We start from the raw sequence: 16,229 nt of genomic DNA, 5'->3' as shown, positions 1-16,229 counted from the left end.
GCAGCAGGTAAAATCGTGGGTCTTACCAGAGAAACCTCGCATGAACCTTCACGAACAGCTCGGCGCGCTGGAAGTGGGCGTCGATCAGCTCATCCAGGCTGTCGTGGCCCCGCAGGCCGAAAACATCCCCGAAACATCCGCACAAGCCGCCGCGCAGGAAGCGCCGGTGGATCACGTCGTCACGTGCGAATCCAAAGCCGAAGGCGAAGCGGTTGCAACGGAAGCAGAGGCGGCAGCCGCAGCGGACCAGGCATCGACGCCTGCCGAAGAACCAGCAGTTCGCATCCAACCCACGCTCGAAATCAACCGCCCCGCGCGGAACGAGATCACGATGACGATCGGCGGCCAGATGGTCGCGCTGCGTGCTGAGCAAATCGGGCAACTGATCGAGGAATTGTCGAACGCGCGCGCCTCCATGACGCCGGAGCCGCCCCCGGGCATCCCACCTGGCTGGCGCTTCGTGTCGACCAAGAATCCCGTCATGGCCGTGCAGAAACAGTCGAATGGCGACCGTCTGCTGGTCATGCGCCATACCGGCCACGGTTGGGTGCCGTTCACCTTCTCGCCCGACATGGTGATTCAGCTGTACATGCTGCTCACCAAGGGGTGACGAAAAAAACGGCGCCCGGGTGAGCGCCGTTTTTTTCATCTGACAAATGCTTCACAACCGCTGTGCTAGCGCTCCTGCACCGGCGCCTGCACGCGCGCCTTCCATTGGCCGCCCTTACCGCGCCAGTAGCGCACCGCCGACGCGAACGTCGCACCGACGTAGAACAACGCGACCAGCGGCAGAAACGGCGCCCACAGCGGCGAACGCCGGTAGTAGCTGAGCATGGGCGCATAAGCACAGCACATGGCCGCCCACGCAAGCCACGCGGGCCAGCCCAGAGGACCCAGCACCAAGGCGGCCACAGGCGGCATCAGGTAAATGATCGTCATGCCCACCAGCGTGCCCGCCAGCAGCAGGGGTGAGTAATGCAGCTGGGTGAATGCGGTGCGCGCAATCATGTTCCAGATCTCACGCCAGCTATCGTACGGACGCAGCGACACGCTACGCGCCGCCACATCCAGACGGATCGGATGACGCCCCGTGCCGCGATGCTTGATACGCGCGGCGAGGCTGCAATCGTCGATCAGCTCGGCGCGAATCGACTCGATGCCGCCCGCTTCCTCGAGCGCGCTGCGCCGCACCAGCATGCAGCCGCCCGCCGCCGCCGCGGTGCGATTGCGCGGGTTGTTCACCCATGCGAACGGATACAGCTTGGCGAAGAAGAACACGAAGGCCGGGATCAGCGCCTTTTCCCAGAACGAATCGCAGCGCAGGCGCACCATCAGCGAGACGAGGTCGCGCTTTTCCGCCTCCGCCCGGGCGACGAGTTGCGCGACGGCATCAGCGGGATGGCCGATGTCCGCATCGGTGAGCAGCAGAAAATCGGCAGGCAAGCCGAGCGTGCGCACCGCCTCGATGCCTTGCGATTGCGCCCACACCTTGCCCGACCAACCGGGCGGCAGCGGCTTCGCGCTCAGCACGGTCAGGCGATCCGGGCACTGCAGCTGCAACGCGGCCGCGCGAGCGGCGTCGGCGGTACCGTCGGTGCTGTGGTCGTCGACGACGATCACGTGGAATTCGCCTTCATAGCGCTGCTGAAGCAGCGTGGTGACCGCCTCGGCAATCACGTCGACTTCATTACGGGCCGGCACCACGGCGGCGACCGCCGGCCACGCTTCACGCGCTTCGAGGGTGAGCGGCGCAGCGGGACGCGCCCGCCAGAACCCGCCGCGAGCGAACAGCAACACGCACCAGATCAGCAGGGAAAGACACGAAAGAAGAAACAGGACTACCGCCATTCAGCATGACCCTCGATTGAACGCGCACGCGAGCGGCGCACCGCGCACCAGCGAGCCTCGAAACCTTTCTGTAAAGCGGGCGCAAACGTACGCCGCAAGACCACGTAGTTTAAGGGTTCCGCCAAACCGGTGCAGCGTGTAATCATTGCCGCATGCGTCATGAAGGGGATGCCGGGTGGCGGCCCCACGGCCGCGACACCGGCCCAGCACCTGGGCGGGCGCGCCAGAGCAAAGCCGGCCTGATAGCGTTAGAATGCGCGTTTGGTTTTGCTGTACCGGCGCGTCGCCGGGGCTCAAGACATCAACTAGATAGATGGTCGCGGCGATAAAGTCATATTTACCGGCTTCGTCGAAATCCGCGTCAGTCGGAGTTCGCCAACTTATGCGAGTGATCCTTGCTCAGCCCCGCGGCTTTTGCGCGGGGGTTGTTCGTGCGATCGAGATCGTCGATCGCGCGTTACAGCAACACGGCGCGCCCGTGTATGTTCGCCACGAGATTGTTCACAATCGCCATGTGGTAGATAACCTGCGCCAGAAAGGCGCGCGCTTTGTCGAAGAACTTGACGAGGTGCCGCAAGGCGCCGTGGCGATTTTCAGCGCGCACGGTGTCGCTCAGACAGTCGAGCGCGACGCGGAACAACGCGGCCTCGACGTGCTCGACGCGACCTGCCCGCTCGTGACCAAAGTTCATGTGCAAGGGCGCCAATATGTGAGCGCGGGCCGCACGCTGATTCTGATCGGCCACGCCGGACATCCGGAAGTGGAAGGCACGATCGGCCAGATTCCCGGCAAGGTGGTGCTGGTGCAGAGCGAGGCGGAAGTCGCGCATCTGGACCTGCCGCCCGATACGCCGCTCGCGTATGTAACGCAGACCACGCTGTCGGTCGACGACACACGTGGCATTATCAATGCCTTGCTGCGTCGCTTCACCGACATCGTCGGGCCTGACACGCGCGACATCTGCTATGCCACGCAAAACCGCCAGGCGGCGGTGCGTGAACTGAGCAACGAGGTCGACGTGTTGCTGGTGGTGGGCGCAACCAACAGTTCGAACTCGAACCGGCTGCGCGAGATCGGCAGCGAAAGCGGCGTGGCGAGCTATCTCGTCGCCGACGGTTCGGAAGTGAAGCCGGAGTGGTTTGCGAATGTGCAGACTGTCGGCATCACGGCGGGTGCTTCGGCACCGGAAGAGATGGTCGAGAACGTAATCGATGCGCTGCGCGCATTGGGGCCCGTCGATGTCACGACGATGGCGGGCCGTGAAGAGAAAGTCGAATTCAAGTTGCCATCGAAACTGATGCAACCACTCGCTGCACGCGAAGTTTAAGGAGGACGTCTTGTCTATTCCGCTGCTACAGAAAGTCCGGGTCGGTGCATACATCATGCGTCAGCACCTTTCGCGCAACAAACGCTACCCGCTCGCCTTGATGCTGGAGCCGCTGTTCCGCTGCAATCTTGCCTGCAATGGCTGCGGCAAGATCGATTATCCGGATCCGATCCTGAATCAGCGTCTGTCGCTCGAAGAATGCCTTGGCGCAGTCGACGAATGCGGCGCACCGGTCGTTTCGATTGCAGGCGGCGAGCCGCTGCTGCACAAGGAAATGCCACAGATCGTGAAGGGCATCATCGCGCGCAAGAAGTTCGTGTACCTGTGTACGAATGCGTTGCTGATGGAAAAGAAGATGGACGATTACGAGCCGAATCCTTACTTCGTCTGGTCGGTTCACCTGGACGGCGACGAGCAGGCGCACGACCACTCGGTGTCGCAGGAAGGCGTCTACGTCAAGGCTGTCGCCGCGATCAAGGAAGCGAAGCGCCGTGGCTTCCGCGTGAACATCAACTGCACGTTGTTCAACGACGCGGTGCCGGAACGGGTTGCTGCATTCTTCGATACGCTCGGCCCGATGGGCGTGGACGGTATCACCGTCTCGCCGGGTTATGCATATGAACGCGCGCCGGATCAGCAGCACTTCCTGAACCGCGACAAGACCAAGCATCTGTTCCGCGAGATTTTCAAGCGCGGCAACAATGGCAAGAACTGGTCGTTCAGCCAGTCGGCGATGTTCCTCGACTTCCTGGCCGGCAATCAGACGTACGAGTGCACGCCTTGGGGCAACCCGGCGCGTACGGTGTTCGGCTGGCAAAAGCCGTGCTACCTCGTCGGCGAAGGCTACGTGAAGACCTTCAAGGAACTGATGGAAACCACGGACTGGGACAACTACGGCACGGGTAACTATGAGAAGTGCGCGGACTGCATGGTGCACTGCGGCTTTGAAGCCACTGCCGTGATGGATACGGTTGCGCATCCGTTGAAGGCTTTGAAGGTCAGCCTGCGCGGCCCGAAGACGTCGGGTGCCTTCACGAAAGACATTCCTTTGGATAAGCAGCGTCCCGCTGAGTATGTCTTCTCGCGACACGTCGAGATCAAGCTTGAAGAGATCGGGCGCGCCGGGACGGGCAAGAAGGTGCAGACGGCTGCGGCTGCGGCTGCGTCTGCGTCTGCGCACTGAGCGTGTGACACGGGGGCGGTGTTGCACCGCCCCAAGCTGGGCAGCGTTCGAAAGCGCGGTAGCTTTGTTGCTACCGCGCTTTTTTGTTACCCGGCGCTCCGCGCATTGTGGGCGGTCAAAAACTTGATCAGCCCGTCGACTCCGCCTTTGGAAAGCTGATCGGAAAACTGCGTCTGATAAACCTGAATCAGCCAGGCGCCCATCATGTTGATGTCGTAAATCTTCCAGCCGGAGGCCCCTTTGGTCAGCCGGTAATCGATGGCATCGTCGCCGCCATGACTGATCACATGCGACTGCACGACTACATCCTTGGCACCGGCAGACACGTTAGCCGGTAAAAACTTGAATTTCACATCCTGATCCCGCAGTTGCGAAAGCGACGAAGCATAAGTACGCACCAGCAGCAGCGTGAACTGCTCGTATAGCTGCTTCTGCTGCTCAGGCGTCGCCGTGCTCCATGCCTTGCCCACCGCGATCCGCGTGGTTCGCTGAAAATCCGTGGCCGGCACAAATCGCGTTTGAACCAGCTCGGTAATCTTCGCCATATCGCCGCCGCGCGCTTGCGGGTCGGCCTTCATCGCGGCAACCGTGCCCTCGACGGCACTCTTTACCACCGCATCAGGCGCGCTCTGCGCATATGCCGCCGTAGACACCACAGCCGCAGCCAAAAAAGCAGACAAATAACGTTTCATACGTTCGCCGAGACCCGAAAGAAGTAAGCGCGGGCAGCCTTACAGCCCGCGATAAAAAGCAAGATAGACCAGTATAACGAGGTTGCGTTCCCGCCCCAGTGCCGCCCCGGGCGCCGCGCTTGCTACCGAAGACGCGCCAGATTGCTCCGGCTCTGTATACTTGTGCACTTTCTTCAAAAACAACAACCGTGATAAGGCCGCCTCCGCCTACATGCTGAAGTCATCTATTGTCCGTCTCGTTGCCTATTCGGTGCGTCATCCGTTACGGATCATCGCCCTGTCGTTCGTGCTCGCCGTTTTGAGCGGCTTTTACGTCGTCCATCACTTCAAGATCAATACGGATATCAGCCGTCTCATCGACACCGACAAGGAATGGTCGTCGCTCGAGCACGCCATGGACGGAGCCTTCCCGGATCGCGGTCAAACCGTGCTGGTCGTGGTCGAAGCCCGCGCCCCGGAGTTCGCCGACGCCGCCGCCAATGTCCTGACGGCCGCGCTCAAAGCCAATCAGAAGGAGTTCGTCGCGGTCTCGCAGCCCGCCGGCGGCCCGTTCTTCGAACACAACGGCCTGTTATTCCCCTCGACCGATGAAGTCCTCTCGACCACCTCGCAGCTCGTCCAGTCCCGCCCGCTCGTCAATGCCCTCGCGCACGACCCGAGCCTGACGGGTCTCGCCGGCACGCTCACCACGAGCCTGTTGCTGCCGCTGCAACTCGGCCAGGTGAAACTGTCCGACATGAGCCATTTGCTGTCGCAAAGCGCAACCACGCTCGACCGCGTGCTGGCCGGACAGCCCGCGGCATTCTCGTGGCGCGCGCTGGTCGACAGGAGTGCCGGCACAGAGCCGGCGCGCGCCTTCGTCACGGTGCAGCCCGTCGTGAACTACGACGCGCTGGAGCCCGGTGCGGCCGCCTCGCAGGCGATCCGCGACACCGCCGCCTCGCTGCACCTCGATACACGCTTTGGCGCCAGAGTCCGCCTGACCGGCCAACAGCCGCTCGCCGACGAAGAATTCGCCTCCGTCAAGGACGGCGCGGCGCTCAACGGCATCGGCACTTTTATCGTCGTGCTGGTCATTCTGTGGCTGGCGCTGCGTTCGGGCCGCATGATCGCCGCGGTGTTCATCACGCTGTTCGTCGGCCTCGCGATCACAGCGGCGCTCGGCCTGCTGCTGGTTGGCGCGCTCAACATGATTTCAGTCGCCTTCATGGTGCTGTTCGTCGGACTCGGGGTCGATTTCGGCGTGCAGTTCGGCGTCAAATATCGTGAAGAGCGTAATCGCGACGACCGTATTTCCGCCGCCCTCACGCACACCGCGCACAGCATCGGCGTGCCGCTGACCCTTGCGGCGGTCGCGGTCGCACTGAGCTTCTTCTCGTTCCTGCCGACGGCGTATCGCGGCGTGTCGGAATTGGGCGAGATCGCCGGCGTCGGCATGTTCGTCGCGTATTTCACCAACATGACGCTGCTGCCGGCGCTGTTGAAAATCTTCAGGCCACGCGCCGAGGCGGCCTCGCCCGGCTTCAAGCAGCTCGCTCCTGTCGACGATTTTCTCGATCAACACCGCAAGCCGGTGCTGATCGGAACGCTCCTCATCGTGATCGGCGCCACGCCTTTGCTGACGCACTTGCGCTTTGACTTCAATCCGCTGCATCTGAAGGATCCGCATACCGAGTCGATGGCGACGCTGCTATCGCTCAAGGACTCGCCGGAAGCGGCGGTCAACAACGTGCATGTGCTGGCGCCAACGCTTGCCGATGCGGACCGGAAGGCCGCGCATCTGCGCACGCTGCCGGAAGTGGGCCGCGTCACCACGCTCGACACCTTCATTCCTGCCGAGCAGCAGCAAAAATTGATGCTGATCGCGAGCGCCGCGCAGCAACTGTTGCCCGCGCTGCAGCAGCCGCCAGCCCCTCAGGCCACGGACGCGGTGCGCGTCGCCGCGTTAAAGCGCGCATCGAACCAGCTATCGCTCGCCGCCGACGACCATCCGGGTCCGGGCGCCGCCGAAGCGAAGCATCTGTCCGCGACGCTGCAAAAGCTGGCTTCCGCAGACGCCGCCATGCGCGACCGCGCCGAAACCGCGATGTCCGAGCCGCTGCGTATCGCGCTGAAGCAATTGGCTGATCTGCTGCAGCCGACCGAAATCACCCGCGACACCCTGCCCAAGGAGATCTCCACGAGCTGGGTCTCGAAGGACGGCCGCGCGCTCGTCGACATTGCGCCGAAGGTCATATCCGGCACCGATCCGAACGACGACACCATGCTCGCCCGCTTCGCCCATTCGGTGAAAAAAGCGGAGCCAGATGCGATCGGCGGCCCGATTTCGATCCTGCATTCCGCGGACACGATCATTAAGGCGTTCCTGCAGGCCGCCGGCTGGGCGTTGCTGTCGATTTCAATCTTGCTGTGGATCGCGCTGCGGCGGCTCGGCGACGTGCTGCGCACGCTGGTTCCGCTGCTGGTGTCGGCGCTGGTGACGCTGGAGCTGTGCGTGGTGTTCGGCATGCCGCTGAACTTCGCGAACATCATCGCGTTGCCGCTGATGCTCGGCGTCGGCGTAGCATTCAAAATTTACTTTGTGATGGCGTGGCGCAACGGGCAGACCGGCCTCTTGCAGTCGAGCCTCACGCATGCCGTGTTGTTCAGCGCGGCGACCACCGCGACGGCGTTCGGCAGCCTCTGGCTGTCGCACCATCCGGGGACGTCGAGTATGGGACGCTTGCTGGCGCTCTCGTTGTTTTGCACGCTGATCGGCGCGGTGGTGTTCCAACCCGTACTGATGGGCAAGCCGCGCCAACGCCGCGCCAGGCACAAAGGAATATAAGCATGAAGCTCCGAACTACCGTGCTGACGCTGACCGCCGCCGGTCTCATCTCCGGCTGCGCGACCGGCCCCGACCGCAAGCCTGGCGACCCGTTCGAACCGGTGAACCGGGCGGTATTCAATTTCAACGACGGGGTGGATCGCTATGTCGCCATTCCGGTCGCCAAGGGTTACCAGAAAGTGACGCCGCAGCCGTTGCGCACGGCGGTGAGCAACTTCTTCTCGAATCTCGGCGACCTGAACAACGCTGCCAACAATCTGTTGCAGTTGAAGATCACCGATGCGACCGAAGACCTCGTGCGCTTCGCGTTCAACTCGACCTTTGGCCTCGGCGGCCTGCTCGACTGGGCGACGCCGGCCGGCCTGCCGAAGCACCACCAGGATTTCGGTCTGACGCTGGGCCACTGGGGCATCCCGTCGGGTCCGTACCTCGTCTTGCCGCTGTTCGGTCCGAGCACAGTGCGTGACAGCATGGGTCTGGTGGTGGACGTGAGGTTCAACCCGCTGAATTACATGGAACCGGCGTTGCGCAACCCGCTGTACGTGCTGCAGTTCGTGAGCGTGCGCTCCGACCTGCTGGGCGCGACCGACCTGCTGCAACAGGCCGCGCTCGACAAGTATTCCTTCGTACGCGACGCCTACACCCAGCAGCGCCGGGCGCGTTTGCGCGGCACCGGCGACAACGCCGCGCCGCTCCCGAACTACGACGACCAGGAAGACTCAGGCGCAGGCGCGACGCCCGCCAAAGGCGCCGGCGCCGACTCACCGGCGGGGTTGCCGAACTACGCGGACCCGGGCGACGCTGCGGACGCCCCGAATGCCGCCTCGGGAAATGCCACGGGTGCTCCGGCGGGCGTACCGAACTACACGGACCCAGGCGACGCAGCGCAAGCCCCGAACGCCGCCTCGGGAAGCGCCAAAGGTGCTCCGGCAGGCGTGCCGAACTACACCAACCCGAGCGAGAGACTGCACGCCCCGACTGCAGTGCCTGATGCAGCTTCGGGCGCAGTGACGCCGGTGCCGGCAGCACAAACGGCGCCGACGGGCAAGAAACCGCCGGAAACAGTACCGGCGGCTCAATAGGGGGCTTGAGTTAGGTAATCCAGCGCGCGAAGGCGCGCTGGGTAGGCAATGCACAGGCAGCAGGCAGCCGCCTTCAGGCAACAACCATCCGCAAGACCCCAGCCTCACCCATCGCATATCGCGCCTGGACCAGCGAGGTCCGAGCCGCCCGCGCGTCGACGGCGACCTGAATCAGCGCCCCGAGCTGCGACGGCTGCCGCAGCAGCTCGCGCAAAATCGGCGCCAGCGCCGTGGTGCCATCGTCACGCAAGCCAGCAGTCGCGGCGAAAGGCAGCGTGCGCCAAGCCGGATCGACAATCGCCCGGCACACGGCGAACGGCACGCCATGCGCGGCGGCCGTCGCGCCGGCAATATGCGACTCCATATCCACGGCCAACGCGCCGGTCGAGCGATGCAGCACGCGCTTGTCGTCGGCGGTGATCAAAGGCGCGGTGACGGCTGCCATCAGGCCACGCCGCAGACGCGCCGCCAGCGGCCCGGTCGCCAACGCCGCGGCGAGCCTGTCAGCCCACGGCCGATCGGTCTGCAGCCGCCCAAACGGCCCCTCGACGGCCTCCGCGACGATCAACGTGCCCGGCTCGAGATCAGGCGCCACACCGCCCGCTGTGCCAAAACTGATGATCCCCGAGCAGCCGCGCGCGACCGCCGCGCTCAACGCCCGCTCCAGCAAATCCGCGCGTGCGGCGTGGACCACCTCGACACCCTTGCCGCGCGCGATGCGCGCTTCGAACGCCATACCCGTCACCACGATCACCGGCAAGGTGCTGCGCTGCGCATCGGCTGACGGCGTTGTCGAAAGCGCCATCCGTTACATCCCGACCGCGACGCGCGTAAGCCCGTTGCGCTTCAGATGACGGAAGCGCGCCAGCGCCCACAGCGGGAAGAACTTGCGATAGCCGTGATAACGCAGATAGAACACGCGCGGGAAGCCGGTCGCCGTAAAACGCGTTTCGTCCCACAGGCCGTGCTCGCGCTGTTCGCGCTGCAAATACTCGACGCCGCGTGTCACCGCTTCGTGATTCACCTCGCCCGCCGCCATCAGGCCCATCAGCGCCCATGCGGTTTGTGAAGCCGTGCTCGGCGCGCGTTCGTAGCCACGATAGTCGAGCTTGTAGCTCTCGCCACCCTCGCCCCAGCCGCCGTCTTCGTTCTGGATCGACAGCAGCCACTGCGCGGCGCGCTTCATCCGCGGATCGTCGTGCGGCAGGCCTGCGGCGTTCAGCGAACACAGCGCGGTCCACGTACCGTAGATGTAGTTCAGGCCCCAGCGGCCGTACCAGCTGCCGTCGGACTCCTGCTCCTTCAGCATGTAGGCCAAGGCGCGTTGCGCCGGTTCGCTGCCCTGCGGCAGTTCACCGAGTTGCGCGAGCATCGACAGGCAGCGGCCCGACACGTCTGCGGTCGGCGGATCGAGCAAGGCGCCGTGATCGGAGAACGGAATGTTGTTGAGGTAGTACTGCGTGTTTTCCGGTTCGAACGCGCCCCAGCCGCCGTCGCTGCTCTGCATGCCGACCACCCATTCGCGCGCCCGCGCAATGGCTTCGCGATCGACATCCGATTGCGTCAGCGCCGCCGAGCGTTGCATCGCCATCACGACCACGGCCGTATCGTCCACGTCAGGATAGTGCGCGTTGTTGTACTGAAACGCCCAGCCACCAGGACGTACGTTCGGACGGCGCGAAATCCAGTCGCCGCGCACGTCGAGAATCTGCAGCGGACGCAACCACGCGAGCCCGCGTTCGGCCGCCTGCCCGGCATGCGCTTCGCCGGTCTCGAGCAGCGCGTGCGCCGCAAGCGAGGTGTCCCACACCGGCGACAGACACGGCTGGCAATATGCTTCGTCATCCTTGATGACGAGCAGCTTTTCGATCGACTCGCGGGCAATCGCGCGGTTCGGGTGATCGGCCGGATAGCCGAGCACGTCGTACATCATTACCGAGTTGGCCATGGCCGGGAAAATCGCGCCGAGGCCGTCTTCGCCGTTCAGCCGTTCGTCGACGAATGCCACCGCCTCGCGCACCGAACGCTCGCGCGTGACTTTCGGGAACAGGCCGTCGACCGCGCGCAGCATCATGTCCACGCCACGGAAGAAGCGGAACCAACCCAAGTGCTGATGCGGCGCCCGATCACGCATGCCCGTGTTGACCGGCGCGGCGCGGAACAGCTCGTCGATACGCACGCGGCGCGGATTACGCGCCACCGGCCGCTTCGCGTTCAGCACCAGCAACGGCACGATCACGGTCCGCGCCCAGTACGATACCTTCGACAGATGGAACGGGAACCATTGGGGCAGCAGCATGATTTCCACCGGCATCATCGGCACGGCACGCCATGACACCACGCCGAACAGCGCAAGCAGAATCCGTGTGAACACGTTCACCGTTTCCGCCCCACCGTTCGCCAGAATCGCCTCACGCGCACGGACCATATGCTCGGCATCCGCCGGGTCGCCGATCATCTTCAGCGCGAAGTACGCTTTCACGCTGGCGCTGATGTCGAGCGCGCCGTCGGTGAAGAGCGGCCAGCCGCCGTTCGGCAACTGGATGCGGCGCAGATAGCGCGCGATCTTCTGCTCCAGTTCCACGTTCGGCGTTTCGCCGAGATAGTGGACCAGCAGTACATATTCGGCGGGAATCGTCGCGTCGGCTTCGAGTTCGTAGACCCAGTGGCCATCCGGCTTCTGCGCGGCGAGAATCGCCTCGGTGGCGCGCGTGATCGCGGCGTCCAGCGACGTTGCCGGCGCTTGCGCCGCAGCAACCGGCTCAACGGTCGGCACGTTCGGCGCCGCTTCGGCACATTCAGGCAACACGGCGTCCAGTTGCTGGGCTTGAGATAAGTCGTTCATCGGCGTTCCATCGGTTCATTCAGCAACGTATCCGCGGCCTTCTGGCCGGAGCGGATCGCGCCTTCTATCGTTGCGGGCAGGCCGGTGGCCGTCCAGTCTCCCGCGAGCGTCAAGTTGGTCCAGCGAGTGCGCGTGCCGGGGCGCAGCGTTTCCTGGTCCGGCAGCGCGGCAAATGTCGCGCGCTTCTCCATCACGACCTGCCAGGCCGGCATCGGCTCGGCGGGCAAACTGGCGACCTGAGCAACTTCCGCCCAAATGGTTTTCGCCAGCGCTTCATGCGGCGTGTCAAGCAGGCGCTCTGCGGCGTTAATCGTGACCGACACACGGCCCGCAAAGGCAAACAGCCAGTCGGCCGTCGCATTGAGCAGCCCCGTGATCGGCGGCATACCGAACGGCGGCTCGACGGCGAAATGCACGTTGACGGTTGCCGCGAAGCGATTCGGCGCGCGCAAGCCGGGCACGAGCGTCTGCGCAATCTCCGACGGTACCGCGAGGACCACGGCCTGTTTGGCCTCGATCGGGATGCGCTCGTCCGCGAAATTCAGTGCCGACACACGGCCGGTGCCGGCAAATACGATTTCCTGCAGACGCGAACCGAGCCTGATTGCGGCGCCACCGTGTTGCAACAGCCGCAGCGCCGGATCGACAAAAGCGCTGCCCAGACCGTTGCGTGCGACCAGCGGGCGGCACGCCAGGCCGCCGGCGATCAGCGTCTCCCTGACCATCGCGCCCGCCATTTCCGCCGACGCTTCGCGCGGCTCGACGTTGAGCATCGCGAGAAACAGCGGCCGCAGCAGGCGGTCCCACAACGGGCCATTGCTGCGCATGGTCTGCGCCACGCTGCGCCCGGGCTTGGCGAACAGCAGTGGCGCGAGGGTCAGATAGTCGCCCGGTCCGGTGTTCGGCACGCGCGCGTTCGGATCGAAAATCCACCACGGCATGCGGCCCGGCGACAGGCGCACGGTCCAGCGCGCCCGCGTTGCCAGATCCACGAACGGATATTCGGGCTGCGCCGGACCGCCCAGTTCGTCGGCGGCGCCGATCGCTCGCAAGTAGTTGAGCGTCGCAACATGGCCGGACAGCATCATGTGATTGCCGCTGTCGATGGTCGCGCCCAGTCTCGCGTCGTAGTACGAACGGCACCGGCCACCCGCTTGGGGCATCGCTTCATGCAGCACGACTTGTGCACCGCGCCGCTGCAATTGCACCGCTGCGGCCAAGCCGGCGACGCCGGCGCCGATCACATGTACGAACTTGGGCATCAGTTCACAAGAGCGCGTAACGCGCGACGATCCACAGCATGCGCAGACGCGGCTTTTTGACCTTCGTACGCGGCATGTCGAAACCACGCTCGAGCGTGCGTTCGAGCAGCACGCGATAGACGCCCGACATGATGCGCGGCGCACGCACGTGGTTGCGCGGCTCGCGGTTCATGATCGCGTCGGAGGCGGCGAAATGCTGCCTGGCGCGCTCGGCCAGCGTCGCGCAGACGCGCGGCAGCGACGGATCGTCGGCGATCTGCGTCGGGCTCTCCACCGCGATGCCTTCGCGCGCCAGCAATTCGTGCGGCAGGTAGCAGCGGTTGATACCGGCGTCTTCGTCGATATCGCGCAGGATATTGGTCAGTTGCAGCGCGCGGCCCAGGTGGTGCGACAGCAGACGGCCCGATTCTTCCTGCATCCCGAATATCCTCACCGATAGCCGGCCCGCCGCACTCGCGACACGGTCGCAGTAGAGGTCGAGCGTGGCTTCGTCGGGCGCGCAGATGTCAGCCGCTGCATCCATCGCCATGCCGTCGATCATGGCGTGAAAATCTTCGCGTTGCAGGTGAAACGTATGAATGTGCCGCGTCAGCGCGCACAAGGACGTGCGCGGTGTGCCGGCATAGCACGCGTCGATGTCGGCGCGCCAGCGCTCGAGCGCAGCGGCGCGCTCGGCGCGCGGCATGTCGCTGTCGGCGATGTCGTCGACAGCGCGGCAGAAGGCGTAGACCTGATACATCGCATCACGCTGCGCGGCCGGCAGGATGCGCATCGCGAGATAGAACGAGCTGCCGGACGTGGCGGCAGCGGCGTCGATTTCTGTATCGTCCACGACAAGATTGGAAACAGCCAAGACGATCTCCACTGGAGGCGCCCGCTGAAAGGCGTTCAAGAAATTTTATGCTTACCGCAGAGCAAGCGCCCCACGCGCGCGGACACGCGCGAAACACCCGGCGGGGATGCCGGAAACGGCGAAAAGTATAACAACGTTTGTAAGATGCCGCAGTTTTGGGCGAATAAGGGCCGGATACGGCCGCGACGCTGCTGAACGGCGTTGGGAAAATCGCGCGTGGCCGCGCGAGGGAGCTGAGAATCAGATAAACGCCACCGAACGGTTGCGTCCCTGCCGCTTCGCGCTATACAGCGCCGCGTCGGCTTCATTGATGAGCACGTCATAGGCGGGCACGCCCACTCGCGCCGCCGCCCCCCCGACGCTTGCCGTCACCGGTACACTCGTGCCCTGCACTTCGACCGGTGTGTCGGCGATCGTGCAGCGGATCTTTTCCGCGACCCGCATGGCGTCTTCGAGCGGCGTACACGGCAGCAGCAAGGCGAACTCCTCGCCGCCGAAGCGCCCGAAGGTGTCCTGGGCCCGCACCACCTCGGCGACCCGCTGCGCCATCACGCGCAACACCGTATCGCCGACGCCATGGCCAAACTGGTCGTTGATTTTCTTGAAGTGATCGAGATCGAACAGCAGCACGGACATCTCGCCGCCGTAGCGCTGCCAGCGCGTATATTCGTCGCTCAGGCGCGCTTCGAAGAAACGGCGATTGGCAATGCCCGTCAACCCGTCCCGATCCGCGTATTCCTGCAGCTTGGCGACCGCTTCTTCGCGTTCGCGCTGCACGATGCTCACATGCGTGACATCCGAGATGGTCACGCACACGGCCACCACTTCGCGATCGCGCATGAGCGGCATGAACGTACAGTCCTGCTGCATGAAATCGACACCGCCGGTAATCGGCCGGTCGTGATCGAACTTGAAGAGATACGGCCGCTGCTCCCACGAACTGAACGCGAAACTGCCGAGCTGAAACACGCTTTCGATCTTGCGCGACAGCCACACGCGCGGCAGCTCCGGAAAGCGCGTAAAGAGCGATTTTCCGACCATCTGCTCCGGCGACAAACCGCTGTGATCCTGCATGAAGCGGTTCCACATCAGCACGGTCATGTTGCGATCGAGCACGAAGATGCCAAAGCCGACACGTTCGACAACCAGATCGCTCAACGAATCCACGGGAACATTCATATGCTGGACAACAGCGCGTCGAGCGCCCCGCTCATATGGCGAATCGACTCTTCGGCCATCAGCATCACGAGGTGCGCGCGGAAGCTCTGATCTTCGAGCGCGAAATTCACTTCGACCAGCAACGCGACTTCCCATTGCAACACGCCCGGCTGGAATACTTCGTCGAGCGTCATGGCTTCGCCGAGCAGCCCCGGCGCGGAGAAGACCGGCGTGCGGCCGAGCTGGTCGAGAATGCACGAGACGCACGCGCCGGTCAGCACGTTCGCGACATCGAACACGAGCTCTTGCTGGCTCACCGCCTCGTAGCTCGAGCGCGCATAGGGATCGCTAACGAGCGAACACAACTGCGCGATGCTGTCGCTGCGACAGATCACCAGCGCCTCGCCCTTGATGTCGGAGCGAAAGCCCTGGCGCACCGCGCTCACCGTGTCCTCGATCCCGGTCATCTCGCGCAGCGCCTCCGCCGCCTCGGTCACCGCCACCACCTTCACGCGCGGCACCGACAGTTCGATGAACGCATCGAGCAGCCGCGCGAGGCGCGTCGCGGCTTGGCCCATCGCCAGATTGGCGACCTCTTGCAGCGCGTCGCGCTGGTCTTCGTTGAGGACTGGCTCAGACATACAACCCGTACTCCTTGAGGATGGGTAGTACCGCCTCGGGCGTCACGGGCTTGGCGATGAAGGCGGCGGCGCCAAGCGCGCGCACGCGCGACTGGGCCATCGGCTGAACATCAGCGGAGACGACGATGACGAAGGTGTTCAGGTCCTCATGCTGTAGTGCTTCCAGCACCTGATAGCCGGTCATGTCCGGCATTGTCAGGTCGAGGAACATCACCGACGCTTTGCCTTCGCGATACAGGCCGAGCGCTTCGCGCCCGTTCGCCGCGTAGGACACGTCGACATCCCAGTCCGGCGGCAATGCCTTGGTGAGCACCTTGCGGGCAAGCAACGAATCGTCGGCGATCACAATAGACAAAGGCATGGGCGGGTCGGTAAGCGGAATTAGCTCTAGCGCGTTAACGGCGGGTAGAGGCGATTTCTTTAGCGCGAGGTCTGTCGACCAGCGGCGAAGCGGGTTGAGTCTTGCGAGATTGCAGCTTGAAAACGAACGGAGAGCGCGCGCAGCGCGGCG

Annotated in this window: 14 protein-coding genes; 5 read left to right on the top strand and 9 right to left on the bottom strand. The window is 64.1% G+C overall.

Annotated features, from left to right (window positions below; all coding sequences use genetic code 11):
- Positions 1-40: 40 nt before the first annotated feature.
- On the top strand, positions 41-610 hold the full coding sequence (locus ACAX43_RS01240) for a hypothetical protein (RefSeq protein WP_370707069.1): 570 nt from the start codon (positions 41-43) through the stop codon (positions 608-610).
- 65 nt (positions 611-675) lie between these two features.
- Here the strand turns inward: ACAX43_RS01240 and ACAX43_RS01235 are convergent, their stop codons facing one another.
- Positions 676-1,848, bottom strand: coding sequence for a glycosyltransferase (locus ACAX43_RS01235; protein WP_370706602.1), 1,173 nt, complete (start codon positions 1,846-1,848; stop codon positions 676-678).
- 382 nt (positions 1,849-2,230) lie between these two features.
- Here ACAX43_RS01235 and ispH point away from each other — a divergent pair, with 382 nt between their 5' ends.
- Both ispH and hpnH read left to right on the top strand, forming a co-directional pair.
- A complete protein-coding gene (gene ispH, locus ACAX43_RS01230) occupies positions 2,231-3,175 on the top strand; it encodes a 4-hydroxy-3-methylbut-2-enyl diphosphate reductase (RefSeq protein WP_370706601.1) in 945 nt (314 codons plus the stop codon).
- A gap of 10 nt (positions 3,176-3,185) precedes the next feature.
- Entirely contained in the window at positions 3,186-4,358 is a 1,173-nt protein-coding gene (hpnH, locus tag ACAX43_RS01225; RefSeq protein ID WP_370706600.1) for an adenosyl-hopene transferase HpnH, read from the top strand.
- Between the two features lie 86 nt (positions 4,359-4,444).
- Here hpnH and ACAX43_RS01220 read toward each other — a convergent pair whose 3' ends face one another.
- The gene (locus ACAX43_RS01220) at positions 4,445-5,050 is read right to left on the bottom strand and encodes a phospholipid-binding protein MlaC (protein WP_370706599.1); all 606 of its coding nucleotides are present in this window, start codon (positions 5,048-5,050) and stop codon (positions 4,445-4,447) included.
- A 211-nt stretch (positions 5,051-5,261) separates the two neighbouring features.
- Here ACAX43_RS01220 and ACAX43_RS01215 point away from each other — a divergent pair, with 211 nt between their 5' ends.
- Both ACAX43_RS01215 and ACAX43_RS01210 read left to right on the top strand, forming a co-directional pair.
- Positions 5,262-7,877 (top strand): MMPL family transporter, encoded by a 2,616-nt coding sequence (locus tag ACAX43_RS01215; protein WP_370706598.1) that lies wholly within the window; start codon positions 5,262-5,264, stop codon positions 7,875-7,877.
- A 2-nt stretch (positions 7,878-7,879) separates the two neighbouring features.
- Positions 7,880-8,959, top strand: a complete 1,080-nt coding sequence (locus ACAX43_RS01210; protein ID WP_370706597.1) for an MlaA family lipoprotein — start codon at positions 7,880-7,882, stop codon at positions 8,957-8,959.
- A 73-nt stretch (positions 8,960-9,032) separates the two neighbouring features.
- Here ACAX43_RS01210 and ACAX43_RS01205 read toward each other — a convergent pair whose 3' ends face one another.
- The 7 genes from ACAX43_RS01205 to ACAX43_RS01175 all read right to left on the bottom strand — a co-directional run bounded on the left by ACAX43_RS01205 (position 9,033) and on the right by ACAX43_RS01175 (position 16,079).
- Positions 9,033-9,764, bottom strand: a complete 732-nt coding sequence (locus ACAX43_RS01205; protein ID WP_370706596.1) for a phosphorylase — start codon at positions 9,762-9,764, stop codon at positions 9,033-9,035.
- Positions 9,765-9,767: 3 nt separating this feature from the next.
- Positions 9,768-11,804, bottom strand: a complete 2,037-nt coding sequence (gene shc, locus ACAX43_RS01200) for a squalene--hopene cyclase (protein WP_370706595.1) — start codon at positions 11,802-11,804, stop codon at positions 9,768-9,770.
- On the bottom strand, positions 11,801-13,066 hold the full coding sequence (hpnE, locus tag ACAX43_RS01195; protein WP_370706594.1) for a hydroxysqualene dehydroxylase HpnE: 1,266 nt from the start codon (positions 13,064-13,066) through the stop codon (positions 11,801-11,803). The genes shc and hpnE overlap by 4 nt, the downstream gene beginning before the upstream one ends.
- Positions 13,067-13,070: 4 nt before the next feature.
- Complete coding sequence (hpnD, locus tag ACAX43_RS01190) at positions 13,071-13,919, bottom strand: presqualene diphosphate synthase HpnD (protein ID WP_370706593.1); 849 nt, start codon at positions 13,917-13,919, stop codon at positions 13,071-13,073.
- Between the two features lie 240 nt (positions 13,920-14,159).
- A complete protein-coding gene (locus ACAX43_RS01185; RefSeq protein WP_370706592.1) occupies positions 14,160-15,098 on the bottom strand; it encodes a diguanylate cyclase in 939 nt (312 codons plus the stop codon).
- On the bottom strand, positions 15,095-15,718 hold the full coding sequence (locus tag ACAX43_RS01180) for a chemotaxis protein CheC (RefSeq protein ID WP_370706591.1): 624 nt from the start codon (positions 15,716-15,718) through the stop codon (positions 15,095-15,097). The genes ACAX43_RS01185 and ACAX43_RS01180 overlap by 4 nt, the downstream gene beginning before the upstream one ends.
- Positions 15,711-16,079, bottom strand: coding sequence for a response regulator (locus tag ACAX43_RS01175; protein ID WP_370706590.1), 369 nt, complete (start codon positions 16,077-16,079; stop codon positions 15,711-15,713). The genes ACAX43_RS01180 and ACAX43_RS01175 overlap by 8 nt, the downstream gene beginning before the upstream one ends.
- Positions 16,080-16,229: the final 150 nt, after the last annotated feature.

Source organism: Paraburkholderia sp. IW21 (assembly GCF_041321145.1).
Lineage (GTDB): Bacteria > Pseudomonadota > Gammaproteobacteria > Burkholderiales > Burkholderiaceae > Paraburkholderia.
This window is presented reverse-complemented; position numbering and strand designations above follow the sequence as displayed.

Coding starts and splice junctions, on each gene's coding strand:
- ACAX43_RS01240 (WP_370707069.1), top strand. CDS start 41: ATGAACCTTCACGAACAGCTCGGCGCGCTGGAAGTGGGCGTCGATCAG.
- ACAX43_RS01235 (WP_370706602.1), bottom strand. CDS start 1,848: ATGGCGGTAGTCCTGTTTCTTCTTTCGTGTCTTTCCCTGCTGATCTGG.
- ispH (WP_370706601.1), top strand. CDS start 2,231: ATGCGAGTGATCCTTGCTCAGCCCCGCGGCTTTTGCGCGGGGGTTGTT.
- ACAX43_RS01220 (WP_370706599.1), bottom strand. CDS start 5,050: ATGAAACGTTATTTGTCTGCTTTTTTGGCTGCGGCTGTGGTGTCTACG.
- ACAX43_RS01215 (WP_370706598.1), top strand. CDS start 5,262: ATGCTGAAGTCATCTATTGTCCGTCTCGTTGCCTATTCGGTGCGTCAT.
- ACAX43_RS01210 (WP_370706597.1), top strand. CDS start 7,880: ATGAAGCTCCGAACTACCGTGCTGACGCTGACCGCCGCCGGTCTCATC.
- ACAX43_RS01205 (WP_370706596.1), bottom strand. CDS start 9,764: ATGGCGCTTTCGACAACGCCGTCAGCCGATGCGCAGCGCAGCACCTTG.
- shc (WP_370706595.1), bottom strand. CDS start 11,804: ATGAACGACTTATCTCAAGCCCAGCAACTGGACGCCGTGTTGCCTGAA.
- hpnE (WP_370706594.1), bottom strand. CDS start 13,066: ATGCCCAAGTTCGTACATGTGATCGGCGCCGGCGTCGCCGGCTTGGCC.
- ACAX43_RS01185 (WP_370706592.1), bottom strand. CDS start 15,098: ATGAATGTTCCCGTGGATTCGTTGAGCGATCTGGTTGTCGAACGTGTC.
- ACAX43_RS01180 (WP_370706591.1), bottom strand. CDS start 15,718: ATGTCTGAGCCAGTCCTCAACGAAGACCAGCGCGACGCGCTGCAAGAG.
- ACAX43_RS01175 (WP_370706590.1), bottom strand. CDS start 16,079: ATGCCTTTGTCTATTGTGATCGCCGACGATTCGTTGCTTGCCCGCAAG.